The following is a 14,035-nucleotide window of genomic DNA, read 5'->3' on the forward strand; positions in this document are numbered from 1 at the left end:
CTTCTAGATGCCGCTAAGACCGTCCGAACCGACATAGGCGATGCGCAGCATGTTCGTGGCGCCTGGCGTGCGCAGGGGCACGCCGGCCGTGATGATGACGCGGTCGCCGGGCTTTGCGAATTTCTCCTCGAAAGCGATGCGGCAGGCGCGGTCCACCATGTCGTCGAGATCACTGGCGTCGGCAGAGACGACGCAATGCGTGCCCCAGACAAGGCTCAGGCGGCGGGCGGTTTCCACGACAGGCGACAGCGCGATGATCGGCACATGCGGGCGCTCACGCGCTGCGCGAAGCCCGGTCGTGCCTGACGAGGTGTAGGTCACGATGGCCGAAAGGTTGAGCGTCTCGGCAATCTGGCGCGAGGCCAGCGAGATGGCGTCAGCGCCTGTCGATTCGGGCTCGGAACGCTGTGCATTGACGATATTGGCGTAGGTCGGGTCACGCTCCACCTTGGTGGCGATGGAATCCATCATGGACACTGCTTCAACCGGATATTCGCCGGCAGCCGACTCGGCAGAGAGCATGACGGCATCCGCGCCTTCAAAAACAGCCGTTGCGACGTCGGACACTTCCGCGCGGGTTGGCACCGGCGCGGAGATCATGGACTCAAGCATCTGGGTGGCTACCACCACCGGCTTGCCGGCGCGGCGGCAGGCGCGGGTGATCTGCTTCTGGATACCCGGCACCGATTCGATGGGCATTTCCACGCCAAGATCACCGCGTGCGACCATGAGTGCATCGGAAAGCTCCAGGATCTCGCCGAGGCGCTTGACGGCCTGCGGCTTTTCGATCTTCGCCATGAGGGCGGCACGGCCACGGGCAACCTTGCGCACATCGGCCAGATCTTCGGGACGCTGGACAAAGGAAAGGGCGATCCAGTCGACCCCCGTTTCCAGAACGGCTTCCAGATCCTTCCGGTCCTTCTCGGTCAGCGCGCCAAGCGGCAGGTCGGTATCGGGCAGGCTGACGCCCTTGCGGTTGGAAATCTTGTTGCCGGCGACAACGCGGCATTTCAAGGCGTTTCCGGTGGTTTCCACGCATACAAGCTGAAGGCGACCATCATCGATGAGCAAGCGGTGGCCCGGCTCAACCGATTTCAGGATCTCGGGATGCGGCAAGTGAACGCGTGTCTTGTCGCCGGGCGCTTCATCGTCGTCCAGAGTGAAGTCCTGGCCAACTTCAAGCGTAACGCCCTTGTCCGCAAAGGTACCGACGCGAAGCTTCGGCCCCTGAAGGTCGGCCAGAATGCCGATCGGACGCTCTGCTTCCTTCTCCACGTCACGAATGCGAGCCACGAGAGTGCGCATCAAATCGTGGTCCGCATGGCTCATATTGATGCGGAAGACGTCGGCGCCTGCCTTGTGAAGGGCTGCGATCTGCTCCTTTTCGGAGGATGCCGGGCCCAGTGTGGCAAGAATCTTGACCTTGCGATTACGCTTCATTGTGATGCCCCCGTGGCTGGTGCTGCTGCAGCCGGGCTCGCGTTGCCTTGTGTAGCCGAAGTAGGCCCGCCATCCGTCAACTGCACCATCCAGTTCTCCTGTTCGCCTGTGTCATATTCCTGGAAGCCCGCGCGCTGGAAGCCGCGGGCAAAACAATCGTTCACGCCCGAAATCTTGAATTCCTTGTCGGCTACGCACATCTGGATCGGGCCTTCCCAGCGCCCGCCGCGTGTCGCATCCTCGGCATAGAGATAGTAGTAGCGCGACTCCAGGCGGCCCTCGATCAGCGTCTTGCAGGTGGAGCCTTCAATGTGCCACCAGCCTTCACTGATCCAGCCGGTTGCCGCGCGATAGCCAATGGCCACGCCCACCAGATTCTGCGTCGCGTTGCAAACGCGGAAATCCGCCAGGCCGGGCCTGGCGCCCAAAAGCAGGAACCCGCTCGCTGTTGCGGCAAGCAAAAGCGCCGACCGCACCATTTTATTCGGTTTAGCGGACAGCATGATCACGCTCTATCCATGAAAATCAGCATGGCTACCTTTTCGGCAATGTCCGCCTCACTGTCAACGCGGGGGAAAGATTGGCGAAGCCAAAAGCTGCTTTTCCATCAAAAGATTGCATGAGGGCCGGTGTTTTGGAAAGAAGGAGGCAATAATGCACTCACCTTTTGAACGAGCCAGATGACAGCCGCTTCACAATTCCCGCCTTTTGAGAAGATCGAGGGCGATTTCTCGTCCGGTCTGGTCCTCATCGCGGACCACGCTTTCAACCTGCTGCCGGATTCATATGGAACGCTCGGCTTGCCGGCTTGTGAAATGCAGCGGCACATCGCCTATGACATCGGGATCGAGGCATTGACCCGTGCATTGTCCCGTCTGACGGGCGCGCCAGCCGTCATGGCGCGGTTCTCGCGCCTGTTGATCGATCCGAATCGAGGCGAGGACGATCCGACACTGATCCGTCAGCTCTATGACGGCACGGTCGTGCCGGGCAATTATCCGCTGAGCGAGCAGGAGCGGTCACTGCGGCTCGAGCGCTATTACCAGCCCTACCATCAGGCGGTGGATGAACTGCTGGACAATGTTGAAAACGGCTCCGGCAGGCCGCCACTGGTCATTTCGCTGCATTCCTTCACGCCGCGCATGCAGGGACGCGAACGTCCATGGCATGCAGGCATATTATGGGACAGTGATGAGCGCGCGGTGAAGCCGCTTCTGGAGATGTTGCGGTCAGAGCCCGGTCTCTTGGTCGGTGACAACGAACCTTATGAAGGCGCGCTGGCCGGTGACAGCATGTTCAAGCACTGTACGGTGCGAGGCTATGCCCATGCCTTGATCGAAATACGCCAGGACCTGATATCAGGGGATGCCGGCATTCAGGAATGGGCCAACCGCCTGGCACCGATGCTGGATGAGTTGAACAGCCGTTCGGAGTTGCATGAGAGCATAATCGGGCCGTCGCGTACCGGCCCCGTACCAGGGAGATCATGATGGACAAGCTGACACCCGAACAGACGCGCGATCTCGAGGCCGCAGCTTTCCGCCGGCTTGTGTCGCATCTGCGCGAGCGGACGGATGTGCAGAATATCGACATGATGAATCTCGCGGGCTTCTGCCGCAACTGTCTCTCACGCTGGTATCAGGAAGCGGCAGAAGAAGCCGGAACGCCCTTGTCCAAGGACGAGGCACGCGAGATCGTCTACGGCATGCCCTATGAGGAATGGCGCGCGCGCCATCAGACCGAGGCGAGCCCGGAGCAGCAGAAGAAATTCGCCGAGCGGCAAGAAGAATAGCAGCGCTGCAGCTTATTCTCCGGCCGAAATCGCGGTGCCGGCAGCCCAACCTGATGACCATGCCCACTGGAAATTGTAGCCGCCAAGCCATCCGGTGACGTCGACGACCTCGCCGATGAAATAGAGGCCGGGCACGGATTTCGCTTCCATGGTCTTCGATTCCAGACCAGCCGTGTCCACGCCGCCGAGGGTAACTTCGGCAGTGCGATAGCCTTCGGTGCCTGTGGGATACAGCTCCCAGTTTTTCAGCCCTTCCGCGATGGCCGCGAGCTTGCGGTCGGCCTGTTCGCCGAGGATTCCGCTCCAGCCATTCGTTTGCGCCAGATATGCGGCAAGGCGTTTGGGCAAGATCTCGGCAAGAGCCGTCGGCAGGGTTCTCCGCGGGAATGCCTGCTTCATTTCGATCAGCCTTTCGGCAATATCGACGGTGGGCTCCAGACAGATGCGAATTGGCTGCTTTTCGCGCCAATAGGATGAAATCTGGAGAATGGCGGGGCCGGACATGCCGCGATGGGTGAAGAGTATCGCTTCCTCAAAGCGCGCCTTGCCAACTTTGACGACCGCATCGGCGGAAATGCCGGAGATCTCGCGGAAACCGGCCAGAACATCTTCACCAAATGTCAAAGGCACCAGGGCAGGGCGTGTTGGTGTTACCGAGAGGCCAAAACGCTCAGCGAGCTGGTAGCCATGGCCTGTCGCACCCATTTTCGGGATCGACTTGCCGCCGCAGGCGACGACGAAGTTTCTGGCGGTAATTGCCCCGGGCCAGTCGCCTCCAAGCCGCAGCACGAAACCGCTTTCGGTCCTGTCGATGGCCTCGAGCGTGGTGCGCAGGCGCATCTCGACCTTTGCCTGCTCCATCTCGTTGCGGAGCATCTGGATGATGTCCTTGGCGGAGCGATCGCAAAAGAGTTGTCCAAGCGTCTTCTCGTGCCAGGGAATGTCGTGCTTCTCGACGAGATCGAGAAAGTCGCGCGGTGTGTAGCGGCCGAGGGCGGACTTGGCAAAATGGCGGTTGCCGGAGATGAAGTTCTCCGCCCGTGCGCCGATATTCGTGAAATTGCAGCGACCGCCGCCGGAGATGCGAATTTTCTCGCCCGGTGCCTTGGCATGATCCACCACAAGAACACGACCGCCCCGGGAGGCTGCATATATGGCACACATCATCCCGGCCGCACCGGCACCCAGAATCACTGTGTCGAACTGTTCAACTCTCATCGGCGGCGCGGCACCCTTGCTTCAACTGAGGCAGCCCATAGCATTGCGCGGCACGCTGAGCCAATGACGCAGGCACTCGAACAAGTCTTGACCCGCCGGGACGGCTGGGGCATCGAACCGCAACTCTATTCTTCCCGCGAGTCGGGCATCACATCACATTCGGAGAGTGTCATGGCAGACGATATCACCAGCGAGACTTCCCAGACCGTTGCCGCCGGCCAGCTGCGGGCCTTCATCGAGCGCGTGGAACGGCTTGAGGAAGAGAAGAAGACCATCTCGGAGGACATCAAGGAAGTCTATGCCGAGATGAAGGCCAACGGCTTCGACACAAAGGCTGTTCGCACGATCGTGCGCCTGCGCAAGAAGGAAGAAGCCGAGCGCCAGGAAGAAGAGGCGATGATCGACCTCTACAAGGCCGCGTTGGGGATGCCCTGATCTTCGGATCGAATGCCTTGGTGGAGCTGAGGGGAATCGAACCCCTGACCTCGTCATTGCGAACGACGCGCTCTCCCAACTGAGCTACAGCCCCATCGCCATGCGCTGCATTTAGGAATGCGCTGCGAAGGCTGTCAAGAAGCGTCGAAGGCCAAGGCTCTTGCCGCTTTGGCCTGCAATGGCTACATGTCGTGTGCTTTTTGAAGAATGGCCACGGAGAAATGAATGCTCGCGCTTATTCAGACCATCGTCATGGCGCTCGACATCTATTGGTGGCTCATTATCGGATCCGCCATCTTCTCCTGGCTTTACGCCTTCAATGTCGTGAATTCGGGCAATCAGTTTGTCGGTGCGGTCGGCAATTTTCTCTATCGCGTGACCGAACCGGCGCTGCGCCCCATCCGGCGCGTGCTTCCTGATCTTGGCGGGATAGACATTTCACCGATCATACTTCTTCTGATCCTCTTCTTCGTCCGTCAGTTTCTCATCACGACCGTAGCACCTGCGCTTCTTGGCTGAGGGCGGGTTCTTCACGATCTGCAGCGAGGGCATACGCGTTCGTATTCGCGTGACGCCAAAAGCAGCGCGTGACGCCATCGGTTCGGTCGAAGGCGTTGGCGGCGAGGAGGTCTGGCTGAAAGCGCGCGTGCGTGCGGTGCCTGAGGACGGCAGGGCCAATCGAGCATTGGAAAAGCTGCTGGCCAAGACCTTCCACGTGGCAAAGTCCGACATTGCCATCGAAAGCGGGCAGACGAGCCGCCGCAAGGTGGTTCTGATCCGCGGCAATAGGGATGTCCTGGCTCAGACATGCATGTCATTTGCAGAAGCTTCGGGGTGAGAGCTGCGTTTCGTCCAACAGTGTGGCCGGAATGTCGCCCCGGAAGCCGTGATCTCGCATTACAATCCCTGAACGGAAAATAGGTCTGATCGCGGCGTTGTGCGTCATGGTTGATGCTTCATTAACGATGGCTTCGCTATGGTCCGCCGACCGGTAATTTGCAGCAGCAGAAGGCTCTTGATGAGCGTCGCGTCTTTCAGGCTCCGTTCTTGTTTGCGGCCCCTCGCTGCCGGGGTGCTGGCCGTGAGCCTTGCATGGCCCGTCGGGCTCAATGCCCAGACAGTGGATTTCCTCGAACAACAGCGCATCGAGCGGGAGCAGGAATTCGAGCGGGTGACGCAGGAGCTGGAAGCCAGCCAGCAGCGTCAGCAGGAACTGGCGGAGGAAATCGACAAGGTTCGCGACGACCAGAATGCGGTCACTGCAGCACTTATCCAGACAGCCAAGACCGAGCGCAAGCTCTCCGAAGACATCGCTGATATCGAGACCCGGCTGGAAAGCCTGTTGCTGCGCCGGGAGGACCTGAAGACATCGCTACGCGCCCGGCGCGGAACACTGGCGGAGGTGCTGGGCGCCCTGCAGCGCATGGGTCTCAACCCGCCGCCGGCGATTCTGGTTCGGCCTGAAGATGCGCTGGCCTCCGTGCGCAGCGCGATCCTGTTGGGTGCGGTCGTTCCGGAGCTTCGCTCGGAAACCGAAATGCTCGCCACGGATTTGCGAGAGCTTTCGCGCGTTGTGGCCTCGATCAATGACGAGCAGGAGCGGCTTACCGCAAAGATCGCCGCACAGGCGAAGGAGAAGCAGCGCCTAGAGGCCCTTTTGGAAGAGCAGCAGCGCATGCAGGCGGAAGCTGAAGGGCAGATGCGCGAAGAGCTCGAGCAGGCCGAGACGCTTGCGATGGAGGCGGACAGCCTGCAGGCGCTTATCGGTGCATTGCAGAGCAAGATCACCAGCCTGAGTGAACGCATGGAGGAGCAGCGGGAAAATGCACGGGAGGGTACGGGCCTTAAGGAGCTAGTGCCTTTTTCGGAGCGCCGCGGCATGGTTCCGCTGCCTGTTTCAGGCACTTTCGCATCACGCTTTGGTGAAGATGACAGCACCGGAGCAGCGCTGAAAGGCGACATTCTAAGGACACAATCGGGCGCAATCGTTACATCTCCGGCGGATGGCACGGTGCTCTATGCGGGGCCTTTCCGCTCATATGGTCAGCTATTGATACTGGACCCGGGCGATGACTATCATATTGTGTTGGCTGGAATGGATCGGTTGAACGTCAAGCTTGGTCAGAAAGTGCTGGCGGGAGAGCCGGTTGGCCTTATGGGCGAGGCACGGCTGGCGAGCATCGCGGCAGGACCAATGGAAGGTTCCGAGCGCGAGCTCTACATAGAATTCAGAAAAGACGGAACACCCGTCGATCCCAGGCGCTGGTGGGCGCGGGAAACACCTGGAAGGATGGGAAATGATACGTAAGCTGTCCATGTTGTTCGCTGGAGCCCTGCTCGGCGCGACTGCTGTCACGGTGGTCAATGGCGCGAACGGTGTTTCGGCGAATGCGGCAGGCACGGACACCTACCGGCAGCTCGCCATATTTGGTGACATTTTCGAGCGCGTGCGGGCTCAATATGTAACGCCGCCGGATGACAAGGAGCTGGTCGAGAGCGCCATCAACGGCATGCTCACCTCGCTTGATCCGCATTCTTCCTACCTCAATGCCGAAGCCGCAAAAGACATGCGGGTTCAGACCAAGGGCGAGTTCGGCGGTCTTGGCATCGAAGTCACCATGGAAAACGAGCTGGTGAAGGTTGTCGCTCCGATCGATGACACGCCGGCTGCGCGCGCAGGCATTCTTTCCGGCGATCTGATCGAGAAGATCGACGGCGAGGAGGTGCGCGGCATGACGCTTTCCGATGCGGTCGACCTGATGCGCGGCCCGGTAAACACACCTATCGAGCTTTCGGTCCTGCGCGAAGGCGTGGCCAAGCCGCTGCAGATCACCATCATCCGCGACATCGTGAAGGTGAAGGCGGTCAAGTACCGCGTCGAGGAAGATGTCGGTTACCTCAAGATCACATCCTTCACCGAGAAGACCACGAATGATCTGAAGGAAGCGATCGAGGCCATCAAGAACGAAGTCCCCGACAAGGACCTGAAGGGCTATGTCCTTGACCTCCGTCTCAATCCGGGCGGCCTTCTCGATCAGGCAGTCAACGTCTCCGATGCCTTCCTGGAGCGCGGCGAGATTGTTTCGACCCGTGGTCGCGAGGCTGAAGACATTTCGCGCTACGACTCGCGTGCGGGTGACAATATCGATGGCAAGCCGCTTGTCGTCCTGATCAATGGCGGGTCGGCAAGCGCTTCGGAGATCGTGGCCGGCGCACTGCAGGATCACCGTCGTGCGACGGTTCTTGGCACACAGTCCTTCGGCAAGGGCTCGGTACAGACGATCATTCCGCTTGGCGAGAATGGTGCGTTGCGGCTTACGACGGCGCTCTATTACACGCCTTCCGGCCAGTCGATCCAGGGCAAGGGCATCACACCGGACATCAAGGTCGAGCAGCCTCTGCCGGAAGACATGGCCGGCAGCGATCTGACACGCGGCGAATCCGATCTTCGCGGTCATATCCAGGGTGAGGAAGAAAGCGAAGAGGGTTCCGGCTCCATCGCATATGTTCCGCAGGACCCGGAAGAAGACGAGCAGCTGCGTTTCGCCCTGCAGCTTCTGCGAGGCGAGAAATCCGACCCGGCATTCCCGCCCAATCCGGACAAGGCCGTGATGAACCAGTAGACCTTTCGAAACACCCGCCCGACCGGCGGGTGTTTTTCTTTGCGCGGGCTTTTTCCATGCATCGAAGGTGAAATTGCGAACCCGGTTGCAATTTTTGGCAATAGGGATTCTGTTGCTATTCAGCCACGCTTGGAAAAGATTGAATTGTGGCCATATTCGCCCCCGTTTCCTGAGTCATCCCGAACAGCATGAAAAGCTCTCAGAACAGGCTCGACACGCCACTTGGACAAACGCCAGAGCCGCGCCAGACGCGGACTGCGCGGCGCGTTGGGCTCGCCAGTTTCCTGTACGGTAGTCTTGCCGTCGCAGTCGTTGCGGGTTCAACGGTTTTGGCATTGCGCGACAAGGGCTATGACGGCACGGGAAACGGGCAGATGGTGCAAGCAGCAGCGCCCGATGCCATGGCCACCGATGGCAGCGCCACGCTTGATGATGCAAAACCGGTTGCGGCAGCCGCGAGAGAAGCGCCATCGAACGTGGAAGGCAAGCCTCAGATCATCAAGGTTCCGAAACCTGTCCCCGAGAACGACAGCTTCAAGCGCATCGTGATCCGCGACCCATCTTCGGTGGGGCCGGATAGTCGGGTTGCGCATCTGCCGGACCGGGCGTTGCTGGAAGAGTCGGAATCAGGCGTGCTGCCCGTGCGCGACGCCAATGGCCGGCGCCCCTTTGATGCCTATGCGCGTCCATGGTCGGGGGCAGGGGGCGCAAAGATCGCGATCGTGATTGGCGGGCTTGGTATTTCGCAAACAGGCACTCAGGCGGCCATTCAGGCTCTGCCGGGAGAGGTGACGCTTGCCTTCGCCCCTCACGGCAACAGTCTGGGGCGGTGGATGCAGGAAGCGCGGCGTGACGGCCACGAGATACTGCTGCAGGTGCCGCTGGAGCCATTCGACTACCCCCGTGCAAATCCCGGGCGGCATACACTGCTCGTATCGGCCAGTGAAACGCAACGGCAGGATGATCTCCATTGGGTTCTCGCACGCATGACCAATTATGTTGGCGTGATGAATTATATGGGCGCGCGCTTCACCGCCGACCAGGCCGCCATGGAAGAGCTCATGGATGAGCTCGCTCAGCGCGGTCTTGGCTATCTGGATGACGGCAGCTCCGCGCGCAGTCTGGCCCGCGACGTTGCCCAAAGGAAGGGAGTGCCCTTCGCTGCCAGTGATGCGGCCATAGACGCGAGTGGAAAGCGCGGCGACATATTGGCGAAGCTTGACGAGCTTGAGCGGACAGCACGGGCGAAGGGCATGGCAATCGGGTATGGCTCCGCGCTGGAGGCGACAGTGGAAACCGTCAGTGCGTGGGCGGGCGAGGTACGCAAGCGCGGCATAGAACTCGTGCCCGTCACGGCGGTTTCATTCGACCCGGAACGCTGATAGTCGGAACGTCAGATCAGGCAAGGGGCTGGGAACCATGAGCAAGACCATCAGGGCAGAGGATCTTCCTTACCGGCAATGTGTCGGCGTGATGGTGCTGGATGCGCAGGGCCGGGTCTGGGCCGGACGGCGGATCGTGGAGCCAAAGGGAGAACTCGAGGGTGTTCCGCAGCTCTGGCAGATGCCGCAGGGTGGTATCGACAAGGGAGAGGACCCTCTGGAGGCTGCCCTACGCGAACTGTATGAGGAGACCGGCATGCGCAGCGTCTCCTTGCTTGCCGAAGCACCCGAATGGATCAACTACGACCTGCCCGATCATCTGATCGGTGTTGCTCTCAAGGGGCGCTACCGGGGACAGACACAGCGATGGTTTGCATTCCGATTCGAGGGTGACGAGGGCGAGATCGCCATCAACCCCCCGCCGGGCGGTCACAGCGCCGAGTTCGATGCCTGGGAATGGAAGAGGCTGGATGAGCTTCCCCAACTCATCGTGCCATTCAAGCGCAAGGTCTATGAGCAGGTTGTGGAGGCCTTCCGGCATCTGGTGCCGGAAAGCACGAAAGCTGCATCTTGAGCCTATTCGATGACGCCGCAGGCTATCCTGTCGCCTGCATCACCTGAAGGCTGGCTGGTGTAGTCATCGGCTCCAGCATGAACGACGACCGCAGAGCCGTCTTCATCACGCAAGGGATTGTCACCGTCAGCAGAAAGGCTCAGGTGCTCAGTGAAGAACTCGAGCTTCAGCACACCGTCCTGACCGACATTCACGTTTGGAAAATCACCCGGATGGGGCCCGCCTTCGGCTTCAATCCCGTGATCCTTGTCGCCGGCATAATGTCCGCCTGCCGACTTGAAACCGTCAGCGGGGTCGCATGCGCCGGTTTCATGCACGTGAAAACCGTGTGGTCCGGGTGGCAGGTCGGTCATCTCCACGATCACGTGAACCATGCCGGATGCGGTCTGGTTGAATGTCACGGTGCCGACGGACTGCTCGTCGGTGTTGATCATGTTGGCGGACGCCTGATCCTGTGCCTGCGCTGTAACGGCCGTCAGAGCGGTTGCCAAAGCCGCGTAGATGAGTTGACGCATATCTGTCCTCCCTTCTCTCCTCGTGCGCCATGATGGCGCCATTGGCCTCGGCAGAAGACCGGGCCTAATGATGTCCGAACAGGTGAGCGGGGGATATGTTTCCTTGGCTTCTGAGACGAAAAAGGCCGGCACTAAGGCCGGCCTTTTTCGTAATTCGGATTCGAACAGATCAGGCGGGGATGATCGCGCCCTGAAGGGTCGTAAGCTGGGAGAGATAAAGCTCCGCCTTGGAGCGAGCCTCGTAGTCCTTGGCTTCTTCCATCTCCGAACGGACTGCCTCGATCCGCTGCTCCAGATCTTCCTTGCTCAGATCAGCAAGGCGAACGGCTGCTTCGGCCAGAAGGGTGCACTGGTCGGGAAGGATGTCGGCGAAGCCGCCGAATACGGCGAACTGTTCCTTCTCGCCGCCCTGCGAAGTAACGGATACCACACCCGGATTGATGCTGGTCATGGTTGGCGCATGGTTGGCCATGACCGTCATTTCACCCTCGGTGCCGGGGATCACGACCTCGGTGGCCTCTTCGGAGAAAAGGAGGCGCTCAGGCGAAACCAGTTCGAACTTGAAAGCTTGGGCCATGATTTCCTACCGCTTGAAAAAGAGCCGGGGCGGTGTGTTCCGCCGCCGGCTATCGTGCATTCGCGCCTTGTCAGGCAGCTTCAGCTGCCAGCTTCTCGGCCTTCTCGATCGCGTCCTCGATGGTGCCGACCATGTAGAAGGCAGCCTCGGGAAGGTGATCGTACTCGCCGTTGACGAGGCCCTTGAAGCCCTTGATCGTGTCCTGAAGGTCGACAAGCTTGCCCGGCGAACCGGTGAAGACCTCGGCCACGAAAAACGGCTGGGACAGGAAGCGCTCGATCTTGCGGGCACGGGCAACGGTAAGCTTGTCCTCTTCGGAAAGCTCGTCCATGCCAAGGATGGCGATGATGTCCTGAAGCGACTTGTAGCGCTGCAGCGTCTGCTGAACCGCACGAGCAACCTCGTAATGCTCCTCACCGACGATCATCGGGTCGAGCATGCGCGAGGTGGAGTCCAGCGGATCCACGGCCGGGTAGATGCCCTTCTCGGAGATGGCGCGGTTGAGAACCGTCGTTGCATCAAGGTGAGCAAAGGACGTTGCCGGTGCAGGGTCGGTCAAGTCGTCGGCGGGCACGTAGATGGCCTGCACCGAGGTAATCGAGCCCTTGGTGGTCGTGGTAATGCGTTCCTGCAGGGCGCCCATGTCGGTTGCCAGCGTCGGCTGATAACCCACAGCGGACGGAATGCGGCCGAGAAGTGCGGACACCTCGGAACCAGCCTGCGTGAAGCGGAAGATGTTATCCACGAAGAACAGAACGTCCTGGCCCTGGTCGCGGAAATATTCTGCAACCGTCAGACCGGTCAGGCCAACGCGTGCGCGTGCACCGGGCGGCTCGTTCATCTGGCCGTATACGAGAGCAGCCTTGGAGCCTTCACCGCCACCCTGCTTGTTCACGCCGGAGTCGATGAACTCGTGGTAGAGGTCGTTGCCCTCACGGGTACGCTCACCAACGCCTGCAAACACGGAGTAACCACCGTGCGCCTTGGCGACGTTGTTGATGAGCTCCTGGATCAGAACCGTCTTGCCGACGCCTGCGCCGCCAAACAGACCGATCTTGCCGCCCTTGGCGTAAGGAGCGAGAAGGTCGAGAACCTTGATGCCGGTGACGAGGATTTCGGCTTCCGTGGACTGCTCAATATATTCGGGAGCAGGCTGGTGGATCGCGCGCATCTCAGTTGCTTCGATCGGACCAGCTTCGTCAATCGGCTCGCCGGTGACGTTGATGATGCGACCCAGCATTTCCGGGCCGACCGGCACGGAGATCGGAGCACCGGTGTCAGTTACGGACTGGCCGCGAACCAGACCCTCGGTGGAGTCCATGGAGATGGTGCGAACGGTGTTCTCGCCGAGGTGCTGTGCAACCTCGAGAACCAGACGCTGGCCGTTATTGTCGGTTTCCAGCGCGTTCATGATCGCGGGAAGGTGGTCGGTGAACTGAACGTCCACGACGGCGCCGATCACCTGGCGGATCGTGCCGGTGGCGCCGCCTGCGCCTGCCGCACCGCTCTTCGCGGCAGCGGCTTTCTTAGCGGTCGCCGAAGTCTTCGGAGTCGCTGCTCTAGCCATGATAATTAACCTCTTCGGTCCGTTAGAGCGCTTCCGCGCCCGAAATAATCTCGATGAGTTCCTTGGTGATCTGCGCCTGACGCTGGCGGTTATAGGTGATCGACAGCTTGTCGATCATCTCGCCTGCATTGCGGGTCGCATTGTCCATGGCGGTCATCTTGGCACCCATCTCGCCGGCCGCATTTTCAAGAAGTGCCCTGAAAATCTGGACCGAGATGTTGCGGGGGATGAGATCCGCGAGGATTGAGGCTGCGTCCGGCTCGTATTCGTAGATCGCTTCCGGGCCGTTTGCTGCTGCTTCATCGGCTTCCGGCACTGCTGCCGGAATAATCTGCAGGGCAGTCGGCACCTGACTGATCACGGAGCGGAACTCCGAATAGATCAGCGTAGCGACATCGAACTGGCCGTCCTCGAACAGACCAATCACCTTGCGGGCGATGTCGTTCGCGTTGACGAAGCCGATATTCTTCACCTCACGCAGGTCAATGCGGTCGATGATTAGCGATCCGTAATCACGGCGAAGGATGTCGTAACCCTTCTTGCCGATGCACAGGATCTTGACCGTCTTGCCAGCGTCGAGAAGCTCGCGGACGTGATCGCGCGCCTTGCGCGCGATCTGGCTGTTGAAGCCGCCGCAAAGACCACGCTCGGCCGTCGCGACGATCAGGAGATGCGTGTCGTCGCGTCCGGTCCCTGCCATCAGCGGCGGAGCGTCGGCACCCGATACGGTGCTCGACACGTTGGCCAGTACGGTGCTCATACGCTGGGCGTATGGCCGTGCGGCTTCCGCTGCCTCCTGCGCACGACGCAGCTTCGCCGCGGCGACCATCTGCATCGCCTTGGTGATCTTCTGCGTCGCCTTGACCGAGGCGATCCGGTTGCGAAGGTCCTTCAGTGAAGCCATGCTTTTTC

The 14,035-nt window shown here is 60.4% G+C and carries 16 protein-coding genes and 1 tRNA gene; 9 read left to right on the forward strand and 8 right to left on the reverse strand.

Annotated elements, in window-relative coordinates; all coding sequences use genetic code 11:
• Nucleotides 1–3 precede the first annotated feature (3 nt).
• A complete protein-coding gene (gene pyk, locus EL18_RS14220) occupies nt 4–1,440 on the reverse strand; it encodes a pyruvate kinase (RefSeq protein ID WP_036485671.1) in 1,437 nt (478 codons plus the stop codon).
• On the reverse strand, nt 1,437–1,943 hold the full coding sequence (locus EL18_RS14225) for a DUF1036 domain-containing protein (protein WP_036486440.1): 507 nt from the start codon (nt 1,941–1,943) through the stop codon (nt 1,437–1,439). Before EL18_RS14225 ends, pyk begins: the two co-directional genes overlap by 4 nt.
• A gap of 177 nt (nt 1,944–2,120) precedes the next feature.
• On the opposite strand from EL18_RS14225, the gene EL18_RS14230 reads away from it, so the two are divergent.
• Both EL18_RS14230 and EL18_RS14235 read left to right on the forward strand, forming a co-directional pair.
• Nucleotides 2,121–2,930 (forward strand): N-formylglutamate amidohydrolase, encoded by an 810-nt coding sequence (locus EL18_RS14230; RefSeq protein ID WP_036485673.1) that lies wholly within the window; start codon nt 2,121–2,123, stop codon nt 2,928–2,930.
• A complete protein-coding gene (locus EL18_RS14235; RefSeq protein WP_036485675.1) occupies nt 2,930–3,232 on the forward strand; it encodes a DUF1244 domain-containing protein in 303 nt (100 codons plus the stop codon). The genes EL18_RS14230 and EL18_RS14235 overlap by 1 nt, the downstream gene beginning before the upstream one ends.
• 12 nt (nt 3,233–3,244) lie before the next feature.
• On the opposite strand, the gene EL18_RS14240 is transcribed toward EL18_RS14235, so the two are convergent.
• A complete protein-coding gene (locus EL18_RS14240) occupies nt 3,245–4,450 on the reverse strand; it encodes a BaiN/RdsA family NAD(P)/FAD-dependent oxidoreductase (protein WP_036485684.1) in 1,206 nt (401 codons plus the stop codon).
• A gap of 171 nt (nt 4,451–4,621) precedes the next feature.
• Between EL18_RS14240 and EL18_RS14245 the strand changes: the two genes are divergently transcribed.
• On the forward strand, nt 4,622–4,885 hold the full coding sequence (locus tag EL18_RS14245; protein ID WP_036486442.1) for a DUF2312 domain-containing protein: 264 nt from the start codon (nt 4,622–4,624) through the stop codon (nt 4,883–4,885).
• Between the two features lie 18 nt (nt 4,886–4,903).
• On the opposite strand, the gene EL18_RS14250 is transcribed toward EL18_RS14245, so the two are convergent.
• A tRNA-Ala gene (locus tag EL18_RS14250) sits at nt 4,904–4,979 on the reverse strand.
• A 131-nt stretch (nt 4,980–5,110) separates the two neighbouring features.
• Here EL18_RS14250 and EL18_RS14255 point away from each other — a divergent pair.
• From EL18_RS14255 to EL18_RS14280, 6 genes are all read left to right on the forward strand, one after another.
• Nucleotides 5,111–5,404, forward strand: coding sequence for a YggT family protein (locus EL18_RS14255; protein WP_036485686.1), 294 nt, complete (start codon nt 5,111–5,113; stop codon nt 5,402–5,404).
• Nucleotides 5,397–5,723 (forward strand): DUF167 domain-containing protein, encoded by a 327-nt coding sequence (locus tag EL18_RS14260; protein WP_051914306.1) that lies wholly within the window; start codon nt 5,397–5,399, stop codon nt 5,721–5,723. Before EL18_RS14255 ends, EL18_RS14260 begins: the two co-directional genes overlap by 8 nt.
• Before the next feature lie 243 nt (nt 5,724–5,966).
• A complete protein-coding gene (locus EL18_RS14265) occupies nt 5,967–7,193 on the forward strand; it encodes a murein hydrolase activator EnvC family protein (protein WP_244444609.1) in 1,227 nt (408 codons plus the stop codon).
• The gene (locus EL18_RS14270) at nt 7,183–8,508 is read left to right on the forward strand and encodes a S41 family peptidase (protein WP_036485698.1); all 1,326 of its coding nucleotides are present in this window, start codon (nt 7,183–7,185) and stop codon (nt 8,506–8,508) included. The genes EL18_RS14265 and EL18_RS14270 overlap by 11 nt, the downstream gene beginning before the upstream one ends.
• Nucleotides 8,509–8,696: 188 nt before the next feature.
• Entirely contained in the window at nt 8,697–9,890 is a 1,194-nt protein-coding gene (locus EL18_RS14275) for a divergent polysaccharide deacetylase family protein (protein WP_036485700.1), read from the forward strand.
• A 37-nt stretch (nt 9,891–9,927) separates the two neighbouring features.
• Nucleotides 9,928–10,464 carry an RNA pyrophosphohydrolase gene (locus EL18_RS14280; protein ID WP_036485702.1) on the forward strand — a complete coding sequence of 179 codons (537 nt, stop codon included), beginning with the start codon at nt 9,928–9,930 and terminating at the stop codon, nt 10,462–10,464.
• 2 nt (nt 10,465–10,466) lie between these two features.
• Here the strand turns inward: EL18_RS14280 and EL18_RS14285 are convergent, their stop codons facing one another.
• The 4 genes from EL18_RS14285 to EL18_RS14300 all read right to left on the reverse strand — a co-directional run bounded on the left by EL18_RS14285 (nt 10,467) and on the right by EL18_RS14300 (nt 14,027).
• Nucleotides 10,467–10,979: a superoxide dismutase family protein gene (locus EL18_RS14285; protein WP_036485704.1), complete on the reverse strand. Its 513-nt coding sequence runs from the start codon at nt 10,977–10,979 to the stop codon at nt 10,467–10,469.
• A 169-nt stretch (nt 10,980–11,148) separates the two neighbouring features.
• Entirely contained in the window at nt 11,149–11,556 is a 408-nt protein-coding gene (locus tag EL18_RS14290) for a F0F1 ATP synthase subunit epsilon (RefSeq protein ID WP_036485706.1), read from the reverse strand.
• A gap of 70 nt (nt 11,557–11,626) precedes the next feature.
• A complete protein-coding gene (atpD, locus tag EL18_RS14295) occupies nt 11,627–13,123 on the reverse strand; it encodes a F0F1 ATP synthase subunit beta (RefSeq protein WP_036485708.1) in 1,497 nt (498 codons plus the stop codon).
• 22 nt (nt 13,124–13,145) lie between these two features.
• A complete protein-coding gene (locus tag EL18_RS14300; protein ID WP_036485710.1) occupies nt 13,146–14,027 on the reverse strand; it encodes a F0F1 ATP synthase subunit gamma in 882 nt (293 codons plus the stop codon).
• Nucleotides 14,028–14,035: the final 8 nt, after the last annotated feature.

Origin of the sequence: Nitratireductor basaltis (genome assembly GCF_000733725.1) — a bacterium.
GTDB lineage: Bacteria > Pseudomonadota > Alphaproteobacteria > Rhizobiales > Rhizobiaceae > Chelativorans > Chelativorans basaltis.

Coding starts and splice junctions, on each gene's coding strand:
- pyk (WP_036485671.1), bottom strand. CDS start 1,440: ATGAAGCGTAATCGCAAGGTCAAGATTCTTGCCACACTGGGCCCGGCA.
- EL18_RS14225 (WP_036486440.1), bottom strand. CDS start 1,943: ATGCTGTCCGCTAAACCGAATAAAATGGTGCGGTCGGCGCTTTTGCTT.
- EL18_RS14230 (WP_036485673.1), top strand. CDS start 2,121: ATGACAGCCGCTTCACAATTCCCGCCTTTTGAGAAGATCGAGGGCGAT.
- EL18_RS14235 (WP_036485675.1), top strand. CDS start 2,930: ATGGACAAGCTGACACCCGAACAGACGCGCGATCTCGAGGCCGCAGCT.
- EL18_RS14240 (WP_036485684.1), bottom strand. CDS start 4,450: ATGAGAGTTGAACAGTTCGACACAGTGATTCTGGGTGCCGGTGCGGCC.
- EL18_RS14245 (WP_036486442.1), top strand. CDS start 4,622: ATGGCAGACGATATCACCAGCGAGACTTCCCAGACCGTTGCCGCCGGC.
- EL18_RS14255 (WP_036485686.1), top strand. CDS start 5,111: ATGCTCGCGCTTATTCAGACCATCGTCATGGCGCTCGACATCTATTGG.
- EL18_RS14270 (WP_036485698.1), top strand. CDS start 7,183: ATGATACGTAAGCTGTCCATGTTGTTCGCTGGAGCCCTGCTCGGCGCG.
- EL18_RS14275 (WP_036485700.1), top strand. CDS start 8,697: ATGAAAAGCTCTCAGAACAGGCTCGACACGCCACTTGGACAAACGCCA.
- EL18_RS14280 (WP_036485702.1), top strand. CDS start 9,928: ATGAGCAAGACCATCAGGGCAGAGGATCTTCCTTACCGGCAATGTGTC.
- EL18_RS14285 (WP_036485704.1), bottom strand. CDS start 10,979: ATGCGTCAACTCATCTACGCGGCTTTGGCAACCGCTCTGACGGCCGTT.
- EL18_RS14290 (WP_036485706.1), bottom strand. CDS start 11,556: ATGGCCCAAGCTTTCAAGTTCGAACTGGTTTCGCCTGAGCGCCTCCTT.
- atpD (WP_036485708.1), bottom strand. CDS start 13,123: ATGGCTAGAGCAGCGACTCCGAAGACTTCGGCGACCGCTAAGAAAGCC.
- EL18_RS14300 (WP_036485710.1), bottom strand. CDS start 14,027: ATGGCTTCACTGAAGGACCTTCGCAACCGGATCGCCTCGGTCAAGGCG.